The following is a 16,684-nucleotide window of genomic DNA, read 5'->3' as shown; positions in this document are numbered from 1 at the left end:
TGTGGTATCGCGATACATTTGAGCATCATATAAACGCACAAAGCCATGAGCAAATTTAGAAAACCAAATAACGACGGGAATATCGCCTTCGGGTTTATCATCCTCGGAATAGGAGTAATACTCTTGCTGAGAAAACTGGGGGTCTTCATCCCAGGTTGGGTACTTACTTGGCCTATGATATTGATCGTGATCGGAGTATTCGCAGTGATCAAACATGAATTCAAAAGCTTTTTTGGATTCGTGATGCTGTTCATCGGTTCGTATTTTCTCCTGAGAAATGAGTTTGATTTGGACTTCGGTATCGGACAGTTTGTCTGGCCACTGGGTCTGATTACCCTCGGGGTGTATCTGATTTTGCACAAAAGAAATGAGAATCGAGTGCTGGACGAGATCAGAAACAACTGGGAGCATAAGTTCAAGGAGCCAAAGTCGAAGGTGGATACCTTTTCCTCAAAGGTAGAAGATGCCAAGATCGTGGATGAAACCGGTTCGTCGCAGTCTTCTGCTTCCGATGAAGGCAGTGGTTACACCCGCACGACCGGGACTTCTTTCAACGATCGACTGAATATCGATGCAATCTTCAGTGGAGTCAACCGTCGATTGATGACCAAGGATTTTCAAGGAGGGAAAATTACAGCCGCATTTGGCGGAGTGGATCTTGACCTAAGTCAGGCTGATTTCAGCGGTGTGGTGACGATACAGGTGGATATTATCTTTGGAGGCGTGAAACTGATCGTGCCGCCTCACTGGGATATTCGCACCGAGGTGTCCAACATTGCCGCAGGGTTAGAAGACAAGCGCTTCTTCCGTGATGGGGGAGTCGACACCAGCAAGGTCGTAGTGCTCAAAGGGACGATCCTCTTTGGTGGCTTGGAAATCAAATCCTATTAACGACATTCAAACCAACTGTAAATAACTACCACCTTGCTTTTTAATGCGTTTTCAAACCCGTCCACAGGAAAATGGATCATCCCCGGCGCCGGAGTCATCTGGAGCTTGGGGTGTTTCCTTTTGTTGAAGTACTACGGTGTCGAGGCTGAGATCGCTGGGGTTGATTCCATTGTTTTTGCGTTGGTTTTTTTAGGTGGTGTGTTTGTCGTTGATCGGGTTTTTGGACTGTTTACCCCAAAAGGGAAAAATGGCTGGCTATTGTTTGCCGTACCTTTTTTTCTGAGTTTGATCGGCACATTGGCCCATGGCTACGGGATGGCTTGGTTATATCGCTCTGCGGATCATTATCTGGAGTTTTTGTCTTTCGGCTTTTACCTGCGTTGGGCGATCTTGGCACTTGCGGAGCTCTTGGTAGCTCTGTTGGCTTTGGTCGTGTCCAAGCTGGAGCGACAAGAGGAAATCCAACAGCGAGAAGCGCAGATGCTTCAGTTGTCTAAAGACGCCGAGCTGGCCCAGCTGCGGCAGCAGCTGCAGCCGCACTTTCTTTTTAACAGTCTCAATTCCATCAATGCACTGGTCGGCTCTCAACCGCAGAAAGCACGTGAGATGGTGTTGCAGCTATCGGAGTTCTTGAGAGGAACCATCCGCAAGGATTCTCAAAGTTGGATTTCGCTTAAGGAGGAGCTAAACTATCTGAAATTGTACCTTGAGATCGAGCGGGTAAGGTTCGGACATCGGCTAGTAGTAGATTTTGAAGTCGAGCCAAGCCTGGAAGATTCCAAGATTCCACAGTTGCTGATTCAGCCTTTGGTAGAAAATGCCATCAAGCACGGACTGTATGGGGTGACGGGAGCGGTGAAAATTGACCTGAAATGCAGAAAAGAAGGTAATTATTTAATTTTGGAAGTCAGCAATCCTTTTGATCCGGAGTCCGCGGCACCGGAAGGAACTGGTTTCGGTTTGAGTTCGGTGGGACGACGATTGTATTTGTTGTTTGGACGAAAAGATCTACTGAATACGGAGTCGATGTCCGGTGTTTTCCGGGTCGAGTTAAAAATACCGCAGTACCAATGATTAAAACACTGATAATAGACGACGAGCCGCTGGCAGCGGGAATAGTTCAGGAATATCTGCGGGACTTTCCGCAGTTTGAAGTAATGGAACTCTGTGCCGACGGATTCCAAGGCATGAAAGCCATTCAACAACACAAGCCGGACTTAATCTTCCTGGATGTGCAGATGCCCAAGATTACCGGGTTTGAGATGCTGGAGCTCCTGGATGAACCGCCTGCGGTGATTTTTACGACGGCATTTGACCAATATGCGCTGAAGGCTTTTGACGCCAAGGCGCTGGATTATCTTTTGAAACCCTTTTCGCAGGCTCGCTTTCGGCAGGCGATCGAGCGGTTTTTGGAAAATCAGGAAACGGGCAACCGGGAGGAATCCGCCGATCAGGAGCTCAACCAATTGGCCGAGAAAAGCAATCGGTTGGTAGTACGCGTCAAAAATGACATCAAAATCATTCCTGTTCAAGATGTTAATTTCTTCGAGGCAGAGGATGACTACGTGGCTATCCATACTTCAGTGGGTAAATACCTTAAAAAAATGACGATGAAATCGCTGGAGGAAAGTCTGGATGCCGGTAAGTTCGCGCGAGTGCATCGATCTTTTATCATCAATCTGAATGGTATCACCGGGATCGAGCCTTATGAGCGAGAAACCTATTTACTTAGATTGCGGGGCGGAGAGCAGATTCCCGTGAGCAAGACTGGGTACGCGAGACTAAGGCAGGTGCTGGGCTTGTGAGTAGGCCCAACCCTTCATGGGTGTTGAACCCTTGGAGAGTTTCTTAAAACTAAAAAAGTCCCGCAGCTGCGGGACTTTCGATTTTAGTATTCGTCCTCGTTGAAGAAGAAATCATCCTTAGTAGGATAATCAGGCCAGATCTCCTCGATGGTCTCATAGGGCTCGCCGTCATCTTCAAGCTCTTGGAGGTTTTCAACTACTTCCAATGGAGCGCCGGAGCGGATAGCATAGTCAATAAGCTCATCCTTGGTCGCTGGCCAGGGGGCATCCTCCAAATAGGAAGCTAATTCAAGTGTCCAGTACATAGTATTTATTTTAAAAGGTGTTCCGGAATTTTTAAAGGTGCAAGATTAGTGAATTTTCAGATAAGTAGGTTGTACTCAAACGCGAGGAGAAAGTTGTTTTAAAATATAGTTTTTTACGTCTACTTTTCTTTTTAGGCCTGATAGCTTTTTTCGCATCATCATCTCGAAATCGGGCGTCTGCACACGAAAGTTTTCCGAGTTGTTTTGCATGGTGTCCAGTTCGCTTTGATCGCGGTGGAGTAAGTCCTTGAGAATGCCGGACTTAATCTGGTTTTGCTCCGGTAAAGGCATGGTGTCAAATCCGGAATGTTTGCCATGGGCTAGTTTTTCCAGAAAAGCTTTCTCGAAAATGATATCCATGAAAAACTGGTAAGACCTGGAGGGTAGAGTGGCTTCTTTCGGTTTGTGTGCCGGAAGTTTTTTCCACTCTTCCTGAATCGCCTTTGCTCTGGTAGTGACACCATAGCCGGTAGGCAGGTGCGCCATTTTCTTCAACTCGTCGACCATCGTCTCGATTTTCCGCATGACTTCACGCGGATGCATGCTTGGACCAGGGTTGAGTGTGCGCTTGTACCGGGAAAAAATCCGGTTGTTCAGTTTGGAAAACTCATCCCAAAGCGGCTGACGTTTTTCCGCAGGCACCTTGCCGGCTTCTTTCCATTCTTTTTGAATACGCTTGCTGATCTCAAAAGCCATCTTGGCATCGGGGAGGTCGTGGGCATCTCTTGCCTGGAGGACAAGCGCTTCATAGACTTTGATGTTTTCCTCTGCCTGAAGGGCCATTCCTTCGTAGAAATGCCGTCGGTTTTCGAAGAAGGTCTGGATCGAGTCGTTGAATTCGGCTTCGAGTTCCTCGTGGATCTCTTTTTCCACCGGACCGGTTTTGATCCAGCGCATCTTCAGTTCTTTGAAAAACTCTGCTGTCGGTTTCCAGTCGGTGTCGTCCCTCATTGCCTCTGCTTCCAGAATCAGGGCTTTTTTTACCTCCAGATTTTTGGATCGATTGACCTGAATGATTTCATTCAAAAAGGTCTCTTGTTCATTCAGTGTATTAATCAGCGGGAGGAAGTCTCCCAAGGCGTCTGTTTCGTAGAGAGAATCGCGCAAATGAATCAGTTTCATGAGAAACGATCCCTTGTTTTGATTTTCTTCAATATCTGATTTGAGTTTGGCAACTTTGTCCTTGATTTGCTCAAAACGGGCTTCAAAATAGCTGATCGTGGAGGCTTCATCTTCCTTTACTTCGCCGATTTCACGGTCATCTCGACCAAGAAATCCCTTCAAATAGACTTTGCTGTCCCTGATATATCCATAAGGATGCTCCATTTCAATGCAATAGGTTATAGGTGGTTGTTTTCAATTTTTCGCAAAATAATCATTTAGCCCTCACTTATCCTAAGAATGGTATATTTTTGCCATCTTACTCTATTCAGTTTCTAAACGGTTAAAATATAAGTATGAGTGCAGAAAAAATTATCTTTTCCATGGCCGGAGTGTCCAAAGTCTACCCTCCCCAGAAAAAAGTTCTCAAGGATATTTATCTCTCATTTTTTTACGGCGCCAAGATCGGCGTACTGGGTCTTAACGGTTCCGGAAAGTCCTCTTTGCTGAAAATCATCGCAGGATTGGACAAAGAATTTTTGGGAGAAGTCGTCTGGTCTCCGGGCTATACAGTCGGAATGCTGGAGCAGGAACCGAAGTTGGATCCGACCAAGACGGTGAAAGAAGTCGTCGAAGAAGCCGTGGCGGATACGGTGAATCTTCTCAAGGAATTTGACGCAATCAACGAGCAATTCATGGATCCTGAAGTAATGGAAGATCCAAACGCAATGGACAAGCTCATCATGCGACAGGGAGAAGTGCAAGAAAAACTCGATGCGCTGAACGCCTGGGAACTCGACGTGATGCTGGACAAAGCCATGGACGCACTACGCCTGCCACCGGCGGATGCCAATGTCGCCCACCTCTCCGGAGGGGAAAAAAGGCGCGTTGCACTGTGTCGATTGCTCCTGCAGGAACCGGATGTCCTGCTGCTCGATGAACCTACCAACCACCTCGACGCCGAGTCTGTACTTTGGCTCGAGCAACACTTGCAAAATTACAAGGGCACCGTCATCGCCGTGACGCACGATAGATACTTCCTGGACAATGTCGCCGGATGGATTCTCGAGCTGGATCGTGGCGAAGGGATTCCTTGGAAAGGGAACTACTCCTCTTGGTTGGATCAAAAGCAAAACCGCCTGAAGCAAGAAGAAAAGACCGAATCCAAGCGTCAGAAGACCTTGGAGCGCGAGCTCGAATGGATTCGAATGTCTCCCAAAGCCCGCCAGTCCAAGGGCAAGGCGCGTCTGAGCGCCTATGATAAGCTGGTCGGCGAGGAAGCAAAAGAGAAGGAGGCGAAGCTAGAACTCTTTATCCCTCCTGGACCGCGTTTGGGTGCCAAAGTCATCGAGGTAAATGGGGTTTCCAAGGCTTATGGGGACAAGCTACTGTTTGAAAACCTCAGCTTCTCGCTTCCGCAGGGCGGTATTGTGGGAATTATTGGGCCAAACGGTGCCGGTAAATCCACACTCTTCAAACTGATCACCGGCCAGGAAAAGCCGGACTCTGGTAATTTCGAAGTGGGCGAGACCGTACAGCTATCCTACGTGGATCAGGAGCACGGCGGACTCGATCCCAACAAATCGGTCTATCAGATCATCTCCGATGGCAACGAGCTGATGAAGCTGGGCAATAAGGAAGTGAACGCAAGAGCGTACGTCTCAAAGTTCAACTTTGCGGGTGCAGATCAGGAAAAGAAAGTCGGCGTACTATCCGGCGGAGAGCGCAATCGAGTTCACTTGGCCATGATGCTCAAGGAAGGCGGCAATTTGCTCCTCCTCGATGAGCCGACCAACGACCTCGATATCAATACGCTTCGAGCATTGGAAGAAGCGCTGGAAAACTTTGGCGGTTGCGCTGTGGTGATTTCTCACGACAGATGGTTCTTGGACAGAATCTGTACGCATATACTCGCTTTTGAAGGCGATTCGCAAGTGGTCTGGTTTGAGGGCAACTTCTCCGACTACGAGGAAAACAAAAAGAAACGACTGGGCGATGTGACTCCGAAGCGGATTCGGTATAAGAATCTAAAATAGAGGGACGGTCCTGAACTTGAAATCAGAAACCTCCGGAGTCGACAGACTTCGGAGGTTTTTTGTTTTTTTTGGTATAAAAGCAGAAGTGGAGAAAAGGAATCCTCCCCATCCCAAAAAATCTTTGGATGGCTGTTGCCTCTATTTCCAAACAGGCGTCACCGCTATCCTACCGAGCTCATCTTCCTGATTCCTAGTTAATAAGACTCCGTTCCCTACGACTGTTTCGGAGAGAGCTGCCTGTAGTCCCCGGATCGCCAGTGGGGAAGGATTATAGAATTTTGTAGCAGCACTTAGCAAGGCGAGGCGGACGTTTATTTATAAGTATTTTTCAAAAAGTCTGACACCTTCATTTCAAAGCGGTAATAGAATGGGAAAATTGTATTGATAAAACCTATCAAACCGGATACAAAAATGTTGGGACAACATGCGTCTACCCTGATTTCGTCTTTATGTACTGTGATCTGCGCTCCAACGGTCGCAGACTTTCGCACGATGATGCTTCTTTGGGGCTTCGATTCAAAAGGGTAGATGCTGCAATCCGAGAATTGACCTTTTAGCGCAGCAAGGACTTCATCGAATGTGGGTGATTGAACTGCCTGGACGATCATAGTTTTTTCCGTTTCCTGAAAATTTAAGATACGAGTCAATGAGGAAACACCCAAGTTGCTGTTTCTTTGGTCGATGCTATTTCTTTTTCAACTCCAACACCGTAATCTCCGGCCAGATACCCACGCGTCCCGGAAAGGCCAGGAATCCAAAGCCCCGGTTTACATGCAGGTACCGTCCTAGTTCCTCGTATAGCCCGGCCCACTTGGGGTACCGAAGGGAGACGGGACTCCATTTGATCAAACCGGGGATTTCGATCCCAAACTGCATTCCATGGGTATGTCCGCTTAGTGTAAGGTGAATAAATTGGGAAAAGGACTTCACCTCTTCGTCAAAGTGTGAGGGATCGTGGCTCAACAGGATCTTAAAACTATGTCCACTCAGGTTTGCCGCCGCCTTGGCCAAGTCCCCGTATTGTGCAAATCCTTTTCCCCAGTTCTCAACGCCGATCAGGTCTATGCTTGCTTCCTCTCCTTCGACTCCGCTTAGGGCAGGCTTTTGGAGTTGGACGTTTTCATTGCGAAGAAGCTTGAAACCCAGTTCTTCCTGGATTTCGAGTAGGCGATTTAGGTTTGCCGCTTTGGCTGCTTGGTTCGGCCAAGCCATGTAGTCTCCGTAGTCATGATTGCCTAAGATGGAATATTTGCCCATGGGAGCTTTAAGCTTTTTGAACGTATCGATCCAAGGTTCCATCTCCCGGGATTGGTTGTTGACCAAATCTCCCGTAAAGAGGATGATATCTGATGCTTGCTGATTGATTAGTTCCACGCCGTATTCCACCTTTTTTTTGTCGTCAAAACTTCCTGAGTGGATGTCTGAGATCTGGGTGATGGTAAAGCCATCAAATTCTTTCGGAAGATCGTCAAATTCGAGGATGTGTTTGACTACCCGGTAGCGGTATTTGCCGATCAGGACTCCATGAAAAATTCCCAAAAAGGGGATGGCAGCGAGTGCGAGCGCTGTTTGGCTGACAAATTTTCTCCGCTCAGGCAAAAAATCTCCCTCTCGGGTTCCTGCTAGAGATTGAAATATTCCAACAAGAAAGCGGAGTATGTCTTCCCCGAAAAGGAATCCCAGAATGATAAGCTTAGGAATCATGGACAGCACAAGCAGGGAGACCATTCTGCCAAAGTTTGGGCTAATTTCTCCCCGGCTAAAAGTCAGAAAACCGAAAGCAACAAACAGGTAGACGATGATCGAAAAGGTCCAAAACACGAGTTTTATCCATATTTGGGAAGGAAAGAGTGTTTTGAACGCTTGGTAGGAATACCAGTCAATCAGAGTAATAAACAGCAGGAAGAAGAGAATTCGGAAAAGGATAATTACCACTGGAGGAGGGCAAATAGGGAATTGGAGAAGTGAATGCGCTTTGGACTCGTATTTAATTTACCTGAACGGGCAAGATAACAGCAAGTTGGGAATTCAACGAGCTAAAATAGGTATTCTAAAAAAGGTAGAGCTTTGAGGTCTTGGATTCTCGAAAGTCAGGTTTTATGGAATTTAAAACCCAGCGTCGATTAGTTCCTTATTACAGGCCGCCCCAGCCATGGTACCTGAGGACACGGCAAATGCCACCGAGCGGAACATATTCGTAGAGTCTCCGCAGGCAAATACTCCCGCTATCGGAGTTTTCTGCATCAAGTCAACTTCCAAGTAGCCGTTTTTGCCAAGCGTGCAACCTAGAGCGGTGGGGATATCAGAGCTTTGGACAAAATCGGGTTTTGCATACAGTGCTTCTAAGGAGACTTTTGAGCCGTCTTCCATCACGAGGCGACTGATTTTCCCATCGGTATGTTCAATTCCTGTGATTTTGGTTTCAATGATATTTACTCCTTTTGTAATCAGTTTCTGCGCTTGTTCGGCTGTCAGCGTTGATTTTCCATTGGTGAAAAGTGTCAGCTCTTTTGTCCAATTGGTGATCATTTTGGCATACTCAAAGGCGAAGTCCCCGTTTGCCAGAATCCCCGTTTTTTCATTTCTGACTTCGTAGCCGTGGCAATACGGGCAGTGGATTACCGATATGCCCCAGCATGCGGCAAAGCCTGGAATATCCGGCATGATGTCAGTTAGCCCGGTGGCGAAAATCAGCTTTTTACCTTCGAAAACTTGACCTGTATCAGTGGTGATTTCAAATCCGAGCTCAACCTTTTTTCCCGCTACTACGGTACCTGACTGGAAAGTCACCATATCGTATTGTGCCACTTGTTCGCGGGCGATGGACAATATCTCGGCGGGTGTTTTTCCGTCTTGGGTCAAAAAGTTGTGCGAATGGGGCGTTTGTCGGTTGCAGGGTTTTCCGGCGTCGATGATCAGCACCTTTCGCAGCGAACGTCCCAAAGTCATGGCTGCCGAAAGTCCAGCGAAGCTGCCTCCGATTATAATCGCGTCAAATTTGTACTGATTCATCATTGAGTTAATTAGGATAGCAAAGCTACAAAAGATAATAATACATGCAATAATGTTGCATATGTGTTTTCAGTTGATCTGGATATCTCTTGCAAAAAGCGGATGAATAAATTTATTAGGGCGATTGCCTTAATTTTGAAAATATTAGGGGCATATTGCCTATGTTTGAAAAATTACGATTCTTTGGTGGCGTATAGGTCGGATAAAGTAAGCATCGCATTTTTCCAGCTATTCCACCGAGTGCGTCAATAATCTCTATCCCGTTATCAATGAAAGCATCTCTGATTTTTGTCCTGGCGACAGTTGGATTTATTAATACAGCTTGCCAAAATTCAACTCCTCTCCAAAGCGCCAAACCAAATATCGTCATCATCTATGCCGATGACATGGGCTATGGAGATCTGGCTATTCAAAACCCGGAATCGAAAATCCCGACTCCTTTTCTCGACCAAATGGCCAGAGAGGGAATGCGCTTTACGGATGCGCACAGCTCCTCGGGCATTTGTTCGCCGAGTCGCTATGCGCTGCTGACCGGAACCTATCATTGGAGAAGACAACATGATATTGTGAATTCTTTTGGGAAACCTTTTTTTGCCGAAGGCGACATCTCCATTGGCGATGTACTCCGAACCAGTGGCTATCAGACTGCTGCCATCGGAAAATGGCATTTGGGGTGGGATTGGGAGCTGAAGGGTGCGCCAACGGGTGAAGTAACGAGCGGTACCAAGACCGTAAAAGTGGTCGGCCCAAATGACATCGATTGGAGCCAGCCGATCAAAGGCGGGCCGACAGCTCGAGGATTCGACACCTATTTTGGAGACGGGACGATCAATTTTCCGCCCTATGTCTGGGTAGAAAATGACCGGGTCACAGAAGTGCCTACTGAGTTGATGACCTATGACAACATCGGTTTTGAGACTAAAGAGGGTGAGTGGGAATTCAGACCCGGGCCAAAAGTGAAAGGCTGGAATCCGTATGAGGTGCTGCCAACGCTGACCAAAAAGGCGGTATCCTATATCAAGGATCAAACTGCTGATCAACCCTTTTTCCTCTATTTCGCTTTGCCCTCACCGCATGCACCGATTATTCCAAGTGAGGAATTTGACGGAAAGTCGCAGGCAGGGGCATACGGAGACTTCATGGTGCAGACCGATTGGGTTGCCGGGCAGGTACTTCAGGCTTTGAAAGATCAAGGCTTGGAAGAAAACACCATCGTGATTTTCACTGCTGACAACGGGACAGAAGCCTACGCCTGGCCAAGAGCGCTGAAATATGGGCACTTCAGCATGGGCGATTTCCGAGGACTCAAAAGAGATGTGTGGGAAGGTGGCCACCATATTCCGTTTATTGTCAAGTGGCCGGGACAGATCCCTGCGGGTTCAGTTTCAGATCAATTGCTTTCGCAAATAGATATCATGGCTACGGTGGCGGCTTTGTCTGGATCTGAAATGCCGGAAAAAGCAGCGCCAGACAGCTATGATTTTAGCCAAGTGTGGCTCGGACAGCCGTCCGATAAACCCGTACGCGAGGCTTTGGTGCATAATACCAACGCAAAAATCTGGGGAATTAGAAAGGGCGATTGGTTGTACATTAATGACTCCACAGGAGGACTTCGCAAGATTCCTGCAGACTTCAACGAGTTGAGAGGCTACACTGATTTTGACACGCCGGGGTTACTGTTCAATATAAAGGAGGATTCTGGACAGAGACAGAACCTCTATACTTCTGATTCTGAAAAAGTAAGTGAATTGGCGGAGCTGCTGGAAAAATACAGAAGCGGGATGTCTACGGCGAAATAGTATTTCCGAATTTCCTAAAAAACCTCAATTGGGCGACCGATTGAGGTTTTTTAGGTTTTGGTGTTGTAATTGACCTATACCAAGTATACGCGTGGCGGACTTCATAAACCACTTCCAGGCTGGCACGACGGGAATTTCCTCGATTGGATCTTCTTGATCCCGAGTAACCAAAACTTCAGAATACTATCCGGCTTCCTTCATAGCAGTTTGGATTCCTCGGATTTCTCGAGGAGGCGTATCAGGGTTGGGTGAAAAGTTCCAAAACAGCCTTTTGGCGGATTGCATCGGGGTATTCCGGGGTTTTGACTGGATAAAGGTATAGAAATTCAACCCTGCCTATTGGGAAACTTTTGACTTCTTTCCGCGCAGACTCCAGTAAGGAGCCGGCAACAAAAACTGGCATTTCTGGAATCTCCTCCTAGAAATGCCGAAGCAGCTGGATCAAATTGTGCAATTCTTGGATTTCGCCCAGAAAAAAAGTACTGGAAAGATCGGCGGTTAAAAGATTCTTGCTAGCCATGATTGCTTCAAGGATAACGTTGACATCATCGAAGTCTTCGAAAAAGAATCGGTCATTCTTTTTCTCCAATTTTAATAAAATCGTATTGGGGGAAGGTTTTGGCAAATTGATTCACCAAGTAGTCTTGCCTACCTGTCTGGCTTCTCTGATGATGATTGGCCTCTTTCCCGAGTTTGATTCCGGGATTCTAGGTTTTTGAATAGCTGTCGATTAAAGCTCAATTTGGACGGTGTTTGTCACAGAGTGAGGGCTTTTTTCTCTATTCTTGTAACAAAGCCAGGGCAAATCCAATTTTCTCCCATTTCTCCTGCCAAATCATCTTCCATTTTTTCAGAGACTCAGAGCGCTTTCTTTTGGCTTTTCCTTTTCTTTGCAGTGGAATTTTTTCCAAACCTATTGATCTATGAGACAGCTACTACTTAGACCCGGAGCTGAAGAACTGAATTACGAAATTCGTGGCATTGTAAAAAAAGCCCGGCAGATTGAAGCTCTGGGTTACTCCATGACTTGGGAAAACATCGGTGATCCAATCCAGAAGAGCAATCATGTGCCCGAGTGGATGAAGGCAATCATCGCTGACTTGCTCAAAGACGACAAAACTTACGGGTATGCAGATTCGAAAGGCATGCTTGAAACACGAAAATTTCTCGCTGAGCTAAACAACCAAAAAGAAGGGTCGCAGATTAGCGCTGAGGATATCCTGTTCTTCAATGGTCTGGGCGATGCGATTGCCAAGTTGTATCAGTTTCTGATTCCGACAGCCAGAATCATTGGGCCATCGCCTGCCTACTCAACTCACAGTTCAGCCGAAGCTGCTCACGCCAATACTGCCCCGATTACCTACAAGCTGGATCCGGATAACCAATGGCTACCCGACATGGAGGATCTCTACATGAAGGTGAAATACAATCCGTCGATTGTAGGGATCCTGATCATTAATCCGGATAATCCTACCGGGATGGTTTACCCTCGGGAGGTTTTGGAAGGCTTCGTCAAGATCGCCGAAGAATTTAACCTTCTGCTGATTGCCGATGAGATCTATCAGAACATCACCTACAACGGGATCAAAGCCGTAGCGCTGTCCGAGGTTATCGGCAACCGACCTGCGATTTCGCTGAAGGGGATCTCCAAGGAATTTCCCTGGCCAGGCTCGCGATGCGGATGGATGGAGTTTTATAACCGGGATGCATCCAAGGAATTTGCCAAGCTTTGTCAGACGCTGGAAAATGCGAAGATGATCGAGGTGTGCTCAACGATACTTCCGCAGCTGGCGATCCCGAGAATTATGAAGCATCCCGAATATCAGGCCTACCGCGAGTTGGCGAATGCTCAAATCGGCAAAAGGTCAGATTGGATGCGTGAAATTCTTGGCGATATCCCCGGGATCAAATTCAATCCGACACAAGGTGCGTTTTACAATACCATCGTCTTTGATGAAAGCTTGCTTTCTGCTGAGCAAACCCTTCCGATCTCGGATCCAAAACTTCAGTCTTTATTGGATGTATGGTTGGCTGAGTTCGATATGCCCTTAGACAAGCGCTTTGTGTACTACTTGCTTGCGGCTGAGAGGATTTGTGTCGTTCCGATTTCATCTTTCTGCTCAGATTTGAGAGGATTCCGAGTGACACTTTTGGAGGAGAACGAAGCAGTATTTAAAGACACCTTTAGGCGATTGGGCAAAGCAATTGGCAGCTATCTGAATTCAGTGTCCCAACTGACGGAAACCAGTTCCAAGTGATTTTTTGGCCTTGTGTTCCTAGGGCGCAAGAAGAGCCTGAGCAATCCTCGTAAAGGTTGAATTTCTCAATTACAAAAAGAAAAGGCTGTCCGCGTAATTTGGATGGCCTTTTCGTTGGAATGAGATAATGGCAATACTTTCTGTATGCGTCTGGTCTTTTGACCATCCATCCCGGATGCAAAGGAGGGAGTGGACTCACGTCGTTGATTTTGATGAGGTCATTTTCCGTGGAAAGAGTCAATGATTGCCTAGAGTTATGGAAGTGTCTTGGCTCCGATGATCTTGCTTGCGACTCCCGGCTGCAGGCGTACCCAAGCCATTTGAGCGACGGTGACGTCATGTACTGCGCTGATTTTTTCCATCACTTCCACCGGATTGTAGGCCTGCACTTTGTCAATCGGAAGGAAATCAAAAGTAGTCCGCCTGGAACCTTCCGCAGGATGGGTTTGATAAACATTGCTGTCGCTATCGACAAGATTTCTGCCAATGATAGAAGTGACCGAGATTAAATATTCTGCCATTCTGCGACCGATCAAATTCTACTGATTATCATGAGTCCTGACCTTAATTTTTGGGTTAGGTGTTGTTTTTTCATCCTCCTCCGAAAGTGCCTTATCCAACAAAGTCAGGTCCGGCTGCCCCGCATTGATCCATGCGGTGTACCAGAAGTCAGCGATCATCTTGATTGATTTTCGCATCTGCCTTTCTATTTGATGGTCAAGCGCAATGGAAAAGGCTTCAGTGAATTCTCTGGAATAAACTCTGCCAGTCAGTCCATTTCTTTCTTCGTAACTATATTTCTGATCCTCGGGAAACCCTCCCGTCAAACGCTTTTCTATCGTAAGCACGCTATCCATTTGGGAGTGAGCATTTGTGACCGCATTCCAAATTGCCATTTGCGGCTTTTCCACGTACTCTGCCTTTCCCACCCAAAGCGAAAAGTCTTTTGCGAGAAGTTCTGGTACCCGACTTTCCCAAAACCCATGGATTCCTTCCTGACCCGTCAGCTGTCCATTATAATTTTTGGTGGTGTGAAGCGGGACATTGAGATCCCCAAGGTAATGGCCGAGATCTGCGGAAAGTCTGAGAATTGCATTGGCATTTTTTTGTTCGAAGGCTTTGGTCAGGCTGAGCATTGTCTGGTAAGCGGACCAAGGTCCGATTCCATTTTTTCTCAGTGAATCTTCTGAAAATTTCTCGATGGCTTCCGGCCAGTATTTTGGCAAAACATAAAGCGCACTGTCGCCATAATTGTCCAAATCGATAAAATGCTTTTCGGCTTCACCTTCGACCGCATACCTTCGTTTGTCTGGGTTAACTGCTTTCTCTGTAATGAACTCAATATTAGACTTGTAAAAGCCGACCATCTCTGGGGGCAAAGAAAATACCGCATGCCGATTGATCAGCGAGTGTGCATAGAATCCCCAAAAAATGGGACTCTGAGCTAAAAAAAGAAAGCCAAAAGTGACGATAGTAAAAAACTTCATTCTTGAAAATACTCAAAACAACACCCTTAATATCGTAGAAAAAGGCTATATTTGCACTCTGGTTTATCTAATAATCCAAATTTTATGATTTGGAAAAAGTTAAGACAGGGAGGAATGTTTTAAATTCCTTTGGCATAATTAATTATTTACAATAACTTTGCACTCCAATTCGGAATAGGGGAACGTAAAGAATTTATTTAAAAACAGATATGGCAAATCACAAATCAGCTCTTAAGAGAATTCGTGCCAACGAATCGAAGCGTTTGAGAAACAGATATCAAGCTAAAACCACGAGAACTTTCATCAAAAAATTGAAAGCTGCAACGGACAAAGTAGAAGCGATGGAGCTTTACAAGAAGGTTGTTTCTATGCTGGATAAATTGGCGAAGAAGAATGTAATTCACAAGAACAACGCAAGTAACAAGAAATCTAGATTGGCCAAGTTCGTAAGCGCAATGGCTTAATCTTTACAAGACTTTCTATCTAAGAACCCTGCCCAAAAGCAGGGTTTTTTTATTACTCATTTCTAAGTAGTTTTAGTTACACTTTTTTAAGAACTGCTTATGAGTCAGACTAATTCGATCAAGATATCCGAGCTGGCGGAGGAAGACCGTCCTCGGGAGAAATTGTTACTCAAAGGTAAATCTTCGCTTTCCGACGCTGAGTTGATCGCAATTTTGATTGGCTCGGGTACGCCGACGGTCAGCGCCGTTGATCTGTCGAGGATGATCTTGCGGGATGCCAGTCATGATTTGGCCGTATTGGCTAGAATGTCTGTGAGGGATCTGATGAAATTCAAGGGCATCGGCGAGGCAAAGGCCATTTCCATTGTGGCTGCAATGGAGCTTGGGCGTCGTAGAAAAGAGCAAGAGCCTCAGACCCGAAGCAAAATCACCTGTTCCAAGGATATTTATGACATCATGAGGCCGGACCTCTATGACGAGATCGTGGAGCATTTTTACTTGATTCTATTATCCCGATCCAATTATGTCATCAAAAAGCAACTCCTCAGCCTGGGCGGTACCGCGGGTACAGTCGTCGACGCCAAGATCGTTTTTAAGATTGCTTTGGAGAATATGGCGCAGTCGGTGATCCTCGTCCACAATCATCCAAGTGGCAACACCGGCCCGTCTGAGCAGGACAAGAAATTGACGGCTAGATTGGTCAAAATCGGGCGCGAACTGGATTTGCCAATCCTAGATCATGTGATTTTTGCGGATCGTGGCTACTTTAGCTTCGCCGATGAAGGCATACTCTAAATTCATGAAATGCCCATGAAAGAAGGTTTCCATTCATGGGAGTGATGAACAAGGGTATTCCAGCTGCCTGACGTCAGTCAGTTGTAGCCGTTATAAAACAAATTATTGTCGCATGAAAGCAAGTCAGGTAATTTTAGTCGCCATCGGGGTTGTGGTGTTGGCCGCTGTGGGATACATGTTTACAGCTGCCGAAAGTCCAGAAGCCTATCTCGATAAAATAGAAAAAGAGCGTGATCGCCAGTTCAAGTACATCCGATACAACATCGAATCACCATTGACCGAGGAGCAGAAGCGGAATTTTAAAACCCTGGATTTTTACGAAATCGACCCGACCTATAAAGTTAAAGCTAGATTGATTCCCATCGAAGACAAAAAAGTGAGAGAAGTGCCACTGACAGATGGTTCGGTGCAGCGGTACATTGAACATTCCTATGCGGAATTTGAGTTGGGAGGAAAAACGAACAAGTTGCTCCTGCTGCAATCCAAAGAGGAGACAGACATGCGTAATTTTTTCTTGGCTTTTGCCGACGAGACCAGCGCACGGGAAACCTATGGCGGCGGCCGCTACATCAATGTTCGTCAGGATGGAAAAAACAGTATTACGATCGACTTTAACCTAGCTTACAACCCATACTGCGCCTACAATCCCGACTATGCCTGTCCGATTCCTCCTAAAGAAAACTTGATGGACATTGCCATCCTGGCTGGAGAGAAAAATTATTCCAAATAGG

General features: G+C 46.5%; 16 protein-coding genes. 9 read left to right on the top strand and 7 right to left on the bottom strand.

Features of this window, described 5'->3' with window-relative positions:
• Window positions 1–45: 45 nt before the first annotated feature.
• From ABD031_RS09775 to ABD031_RS09765, 3 genes are read left to right on the top strand one after another with little or no spacing between them, the layout of a single operon-like run.
• Window positions 46–891, top strand: a complete 846-nt coding sequence (locus ABD031_RS09775) for a LiaF transmembrane domain-containing protein (protein WP_343850844.1) — start codon at window positions 46–48, stop codon at window positions 889–891.
• Between the two features lie 33 nt (window positions 892–924).
• Window positions 925–1,965: a sensor histidine kinase gene (locus ABD031_RS09770; RefSeq protein ID WP_343850842.1), complete on the top strand. Its 1,041-nt coding sequence runs from the start codon at window positions 925–927 to the stop codon at window positions 1,963–1,965.
• Window positions 1,962–2,696, top strand: a complete 735-nt coding sequence (locus ABD031_RS09765) for a LytR/AlgR family response regulator transcription factor (RefSeq protein ID WP_343850840.1) — start codon at window positions 1,962–1,964, stop codon at window positions 2,694–2,696. The genes ABD031_RS09770 and ABD031_RS09765 overlap by 4 nt, the downstream gene beginning before the upstream one ends.
• A gap of 83 nt (window positions 2,697–2,779) precedes the next feature.
• Here the strand turns inward: ABD031_RS09765 and ABD031_RS09760 are convergent, their stop codons facing one another.
• The gene (locus tag ABD031_RS09760) at window positions 2,780–3,001 is read right to left on the bottom strand and encodes a DUF2795 domain-containing protein (RefSeq protein ID WP_026952747.1); all 222 of its coding nucleotides are present in this window, start codon (window positions 2,999–3,001) and stop codon (window positions 2,780–2,782) included.
• A 75-nt stretch (window positions 3,002–3,076) separates the two neighbouring features.
• A complete protein-coding gene (locus ABD031_RS09755; RefSeq protein ID WP_343850825.1) occupies window positions 3,077–4,327 on the bottom strand; it encodes a DUF349 domain-containing protein in 1,251 nt (416 codons plus the stop codon).
• Between the two features lie 131 nt (window positions 4,328–4,458).
• Here ABD031_RS09755 and ettA point away from each other — a divergent pair, with 131 nt between their 5' ends.
• Window positions 4,459–6,138 carry an energy-dependent translational throttle protein EttA gene (ettA, locus tag ABD031_RS09750; protein WP_343850823.1) on the top strand — a complete coding sequence of 560 codons (1,680 nt, stop codon included), beginning with the start codon at window positions 4,459–4,461 and terminating at the stop codon, window positions 6,136–6,138.
• Between the two features lie 311 nt (window positions 6,139–6,449).
• Here the strand turns inward: ettA and ABD031_RS09745 are convergent, their stop codons facing one another.
• The 3 genes from ABD031_RS09745 to ABD031_RS09735 form a co-directional block, all read right to left on the bottom strand.
• Entirely contained in the window at window positions 6,450–6,746 is a 297-nt protein-coding gene (locus ABD031_RS09745; RefSeq protein WP_343850821.1) for a hypothetical protein, read from the bottom strand.
• 76 nt (window positions 6,747–6,822) lie between these two features.
• Window positions 6,823–7,959 carry a metallophosphoesterase gene (locus ABD031_RS09740; protein ID WP_343850819.1) on the bottom strand — a complete coding sequence of 379 codons (1,137 nt, stop codon included), beginning with the start codon at window positions 7,957–7,959 and terminating at the stop codon, window positions 6,823–6,825.
• 285 nt (window positions 7,960–8,244) lie between these two features.
• Complete coding sequence (locus ABD031_RS09735) at window positions 8,245–9,150, bottom strand: NAD(P)/FAD-dependent oxidoreductase (protein ID WP_343850817.1); 906 nt, start codon at window positions 9,148–9,150, stop codon at window positions 8,245–8,247.
• A gap of 269 nt (window positions 9,151–9,419) precedes the next feature.
• Here ABD031_RS09735 and ABD031_RS09730 point away from each other — a divergent pair, with 269 nt between their 5' ends.
• Both ABD031_RS09730 and ABD031_RS09725 read left to right on the top strand, forming a co-directional pair.
• A complete protein-coding gene (locus tag ABD031_RS09730; protein WP_343850815.1) occupies window positions 9,420–10,949 on the top strand; it encodes a sulfatase family protein in 1,530 nt (509 codons plus the stop codon).
• A gap of 923 nt (window positions 10,950–11,872) precedes the next feature.
• Window positions 11,873–13,207 carry a pyridoxal phosphate-dependent aminotransferase gene (locus ABD031_RS09725; RefSeq protein WP_343850813.1) on the top strand — a complete coding sequence of 445 codons (1,335 nt, stop codon included), beginning with the start codon at window positions 11,873–11,875 and terminating at the stop codon, window positions 13,205–13,207.
• 254 nt (window positions 13,208–13,461) lie between these two features.
• Here ABD031_RS09725 and ABD031_RS09720 read toward each other — a convergent pair whose 3' ends face one another.
• Entirely contained in the window at window positions 13,462–13,728 is a 267-nt protein-coding gene (locus ABD031_RS09720; RefSeq protein ID WP_343850811.1) for a hypothetical protein, read from the bottom strand.
• An 18-nt stretch (window positions 13,729–13,746) separates the two neighbouring features.
• The gene (locus ABD031_RS09715; RefSeq protein ID WP_343850809.1) at window positions 13,747–14,694 is read right to left on the bottom strand and encodes a zinc dependent phospholipase C family protein; all 948 of its coding nucleotides are present in this window, start codon (window positions 14,692–14,694) and stop codon (window positions 13,747–13,749) included.
• 209 nt (window positions 14,695–14,903) lie between these two features.
• Between ABD031_RS09715 and rpsT the strand changes: the two genes are divergently transcribed.
• From rpsT to ABD031_RS09700, 3 genes are all read left to right on the top strand, one after another.
• Window positions 14,904–15,158, top strand: coding sequence for a 30S ribosomal protein S20 (rpsT, locus tag ABD031_RS09710; protein ID WP_343850807.1), 255 nt, complete (start codon window positions 14,904–14,906; stop codon window positions 15,156–15,158).
• Between the two features lie 99 nt (window positions 15,159–15,257).
• Window positions 15,258–15,953: a RadC family protein gene (radC, locus tag ABD031_RS09705; protein WP_343850805.1), complete on the top strand. Its 696-nt coding sequence runs from the start codon at window positions 15,258–15,260 to the stop codon at window positions 15,951–15,953.
• 112 nt (window positions 15,954–16,065) lie between these two features.
• A complete protein-coding gene (locus ABD031_RS09700; protein ID WP_343850803.1) occupies window positions 16,066–16,683 on the top strand; it encodes a DUF1684 domain-containing protein in 618 nt (205 codons plus the stop codon).
• Window position 16,684: the final 1 nt, after the last annotated feature.

This window comes from Algoriphagus jejuensis (assembly GCF_039523455.1).
Lineage (GTDB): Bacteria > Bacteroidota > Bacteroidia > Cytophagales > Cyclobacteriaceae > Algoriphagus > Algoriphagus jejuensis.
This window is presented reverse-complemented; position numbering and strand designations above follow the sequence as displayed.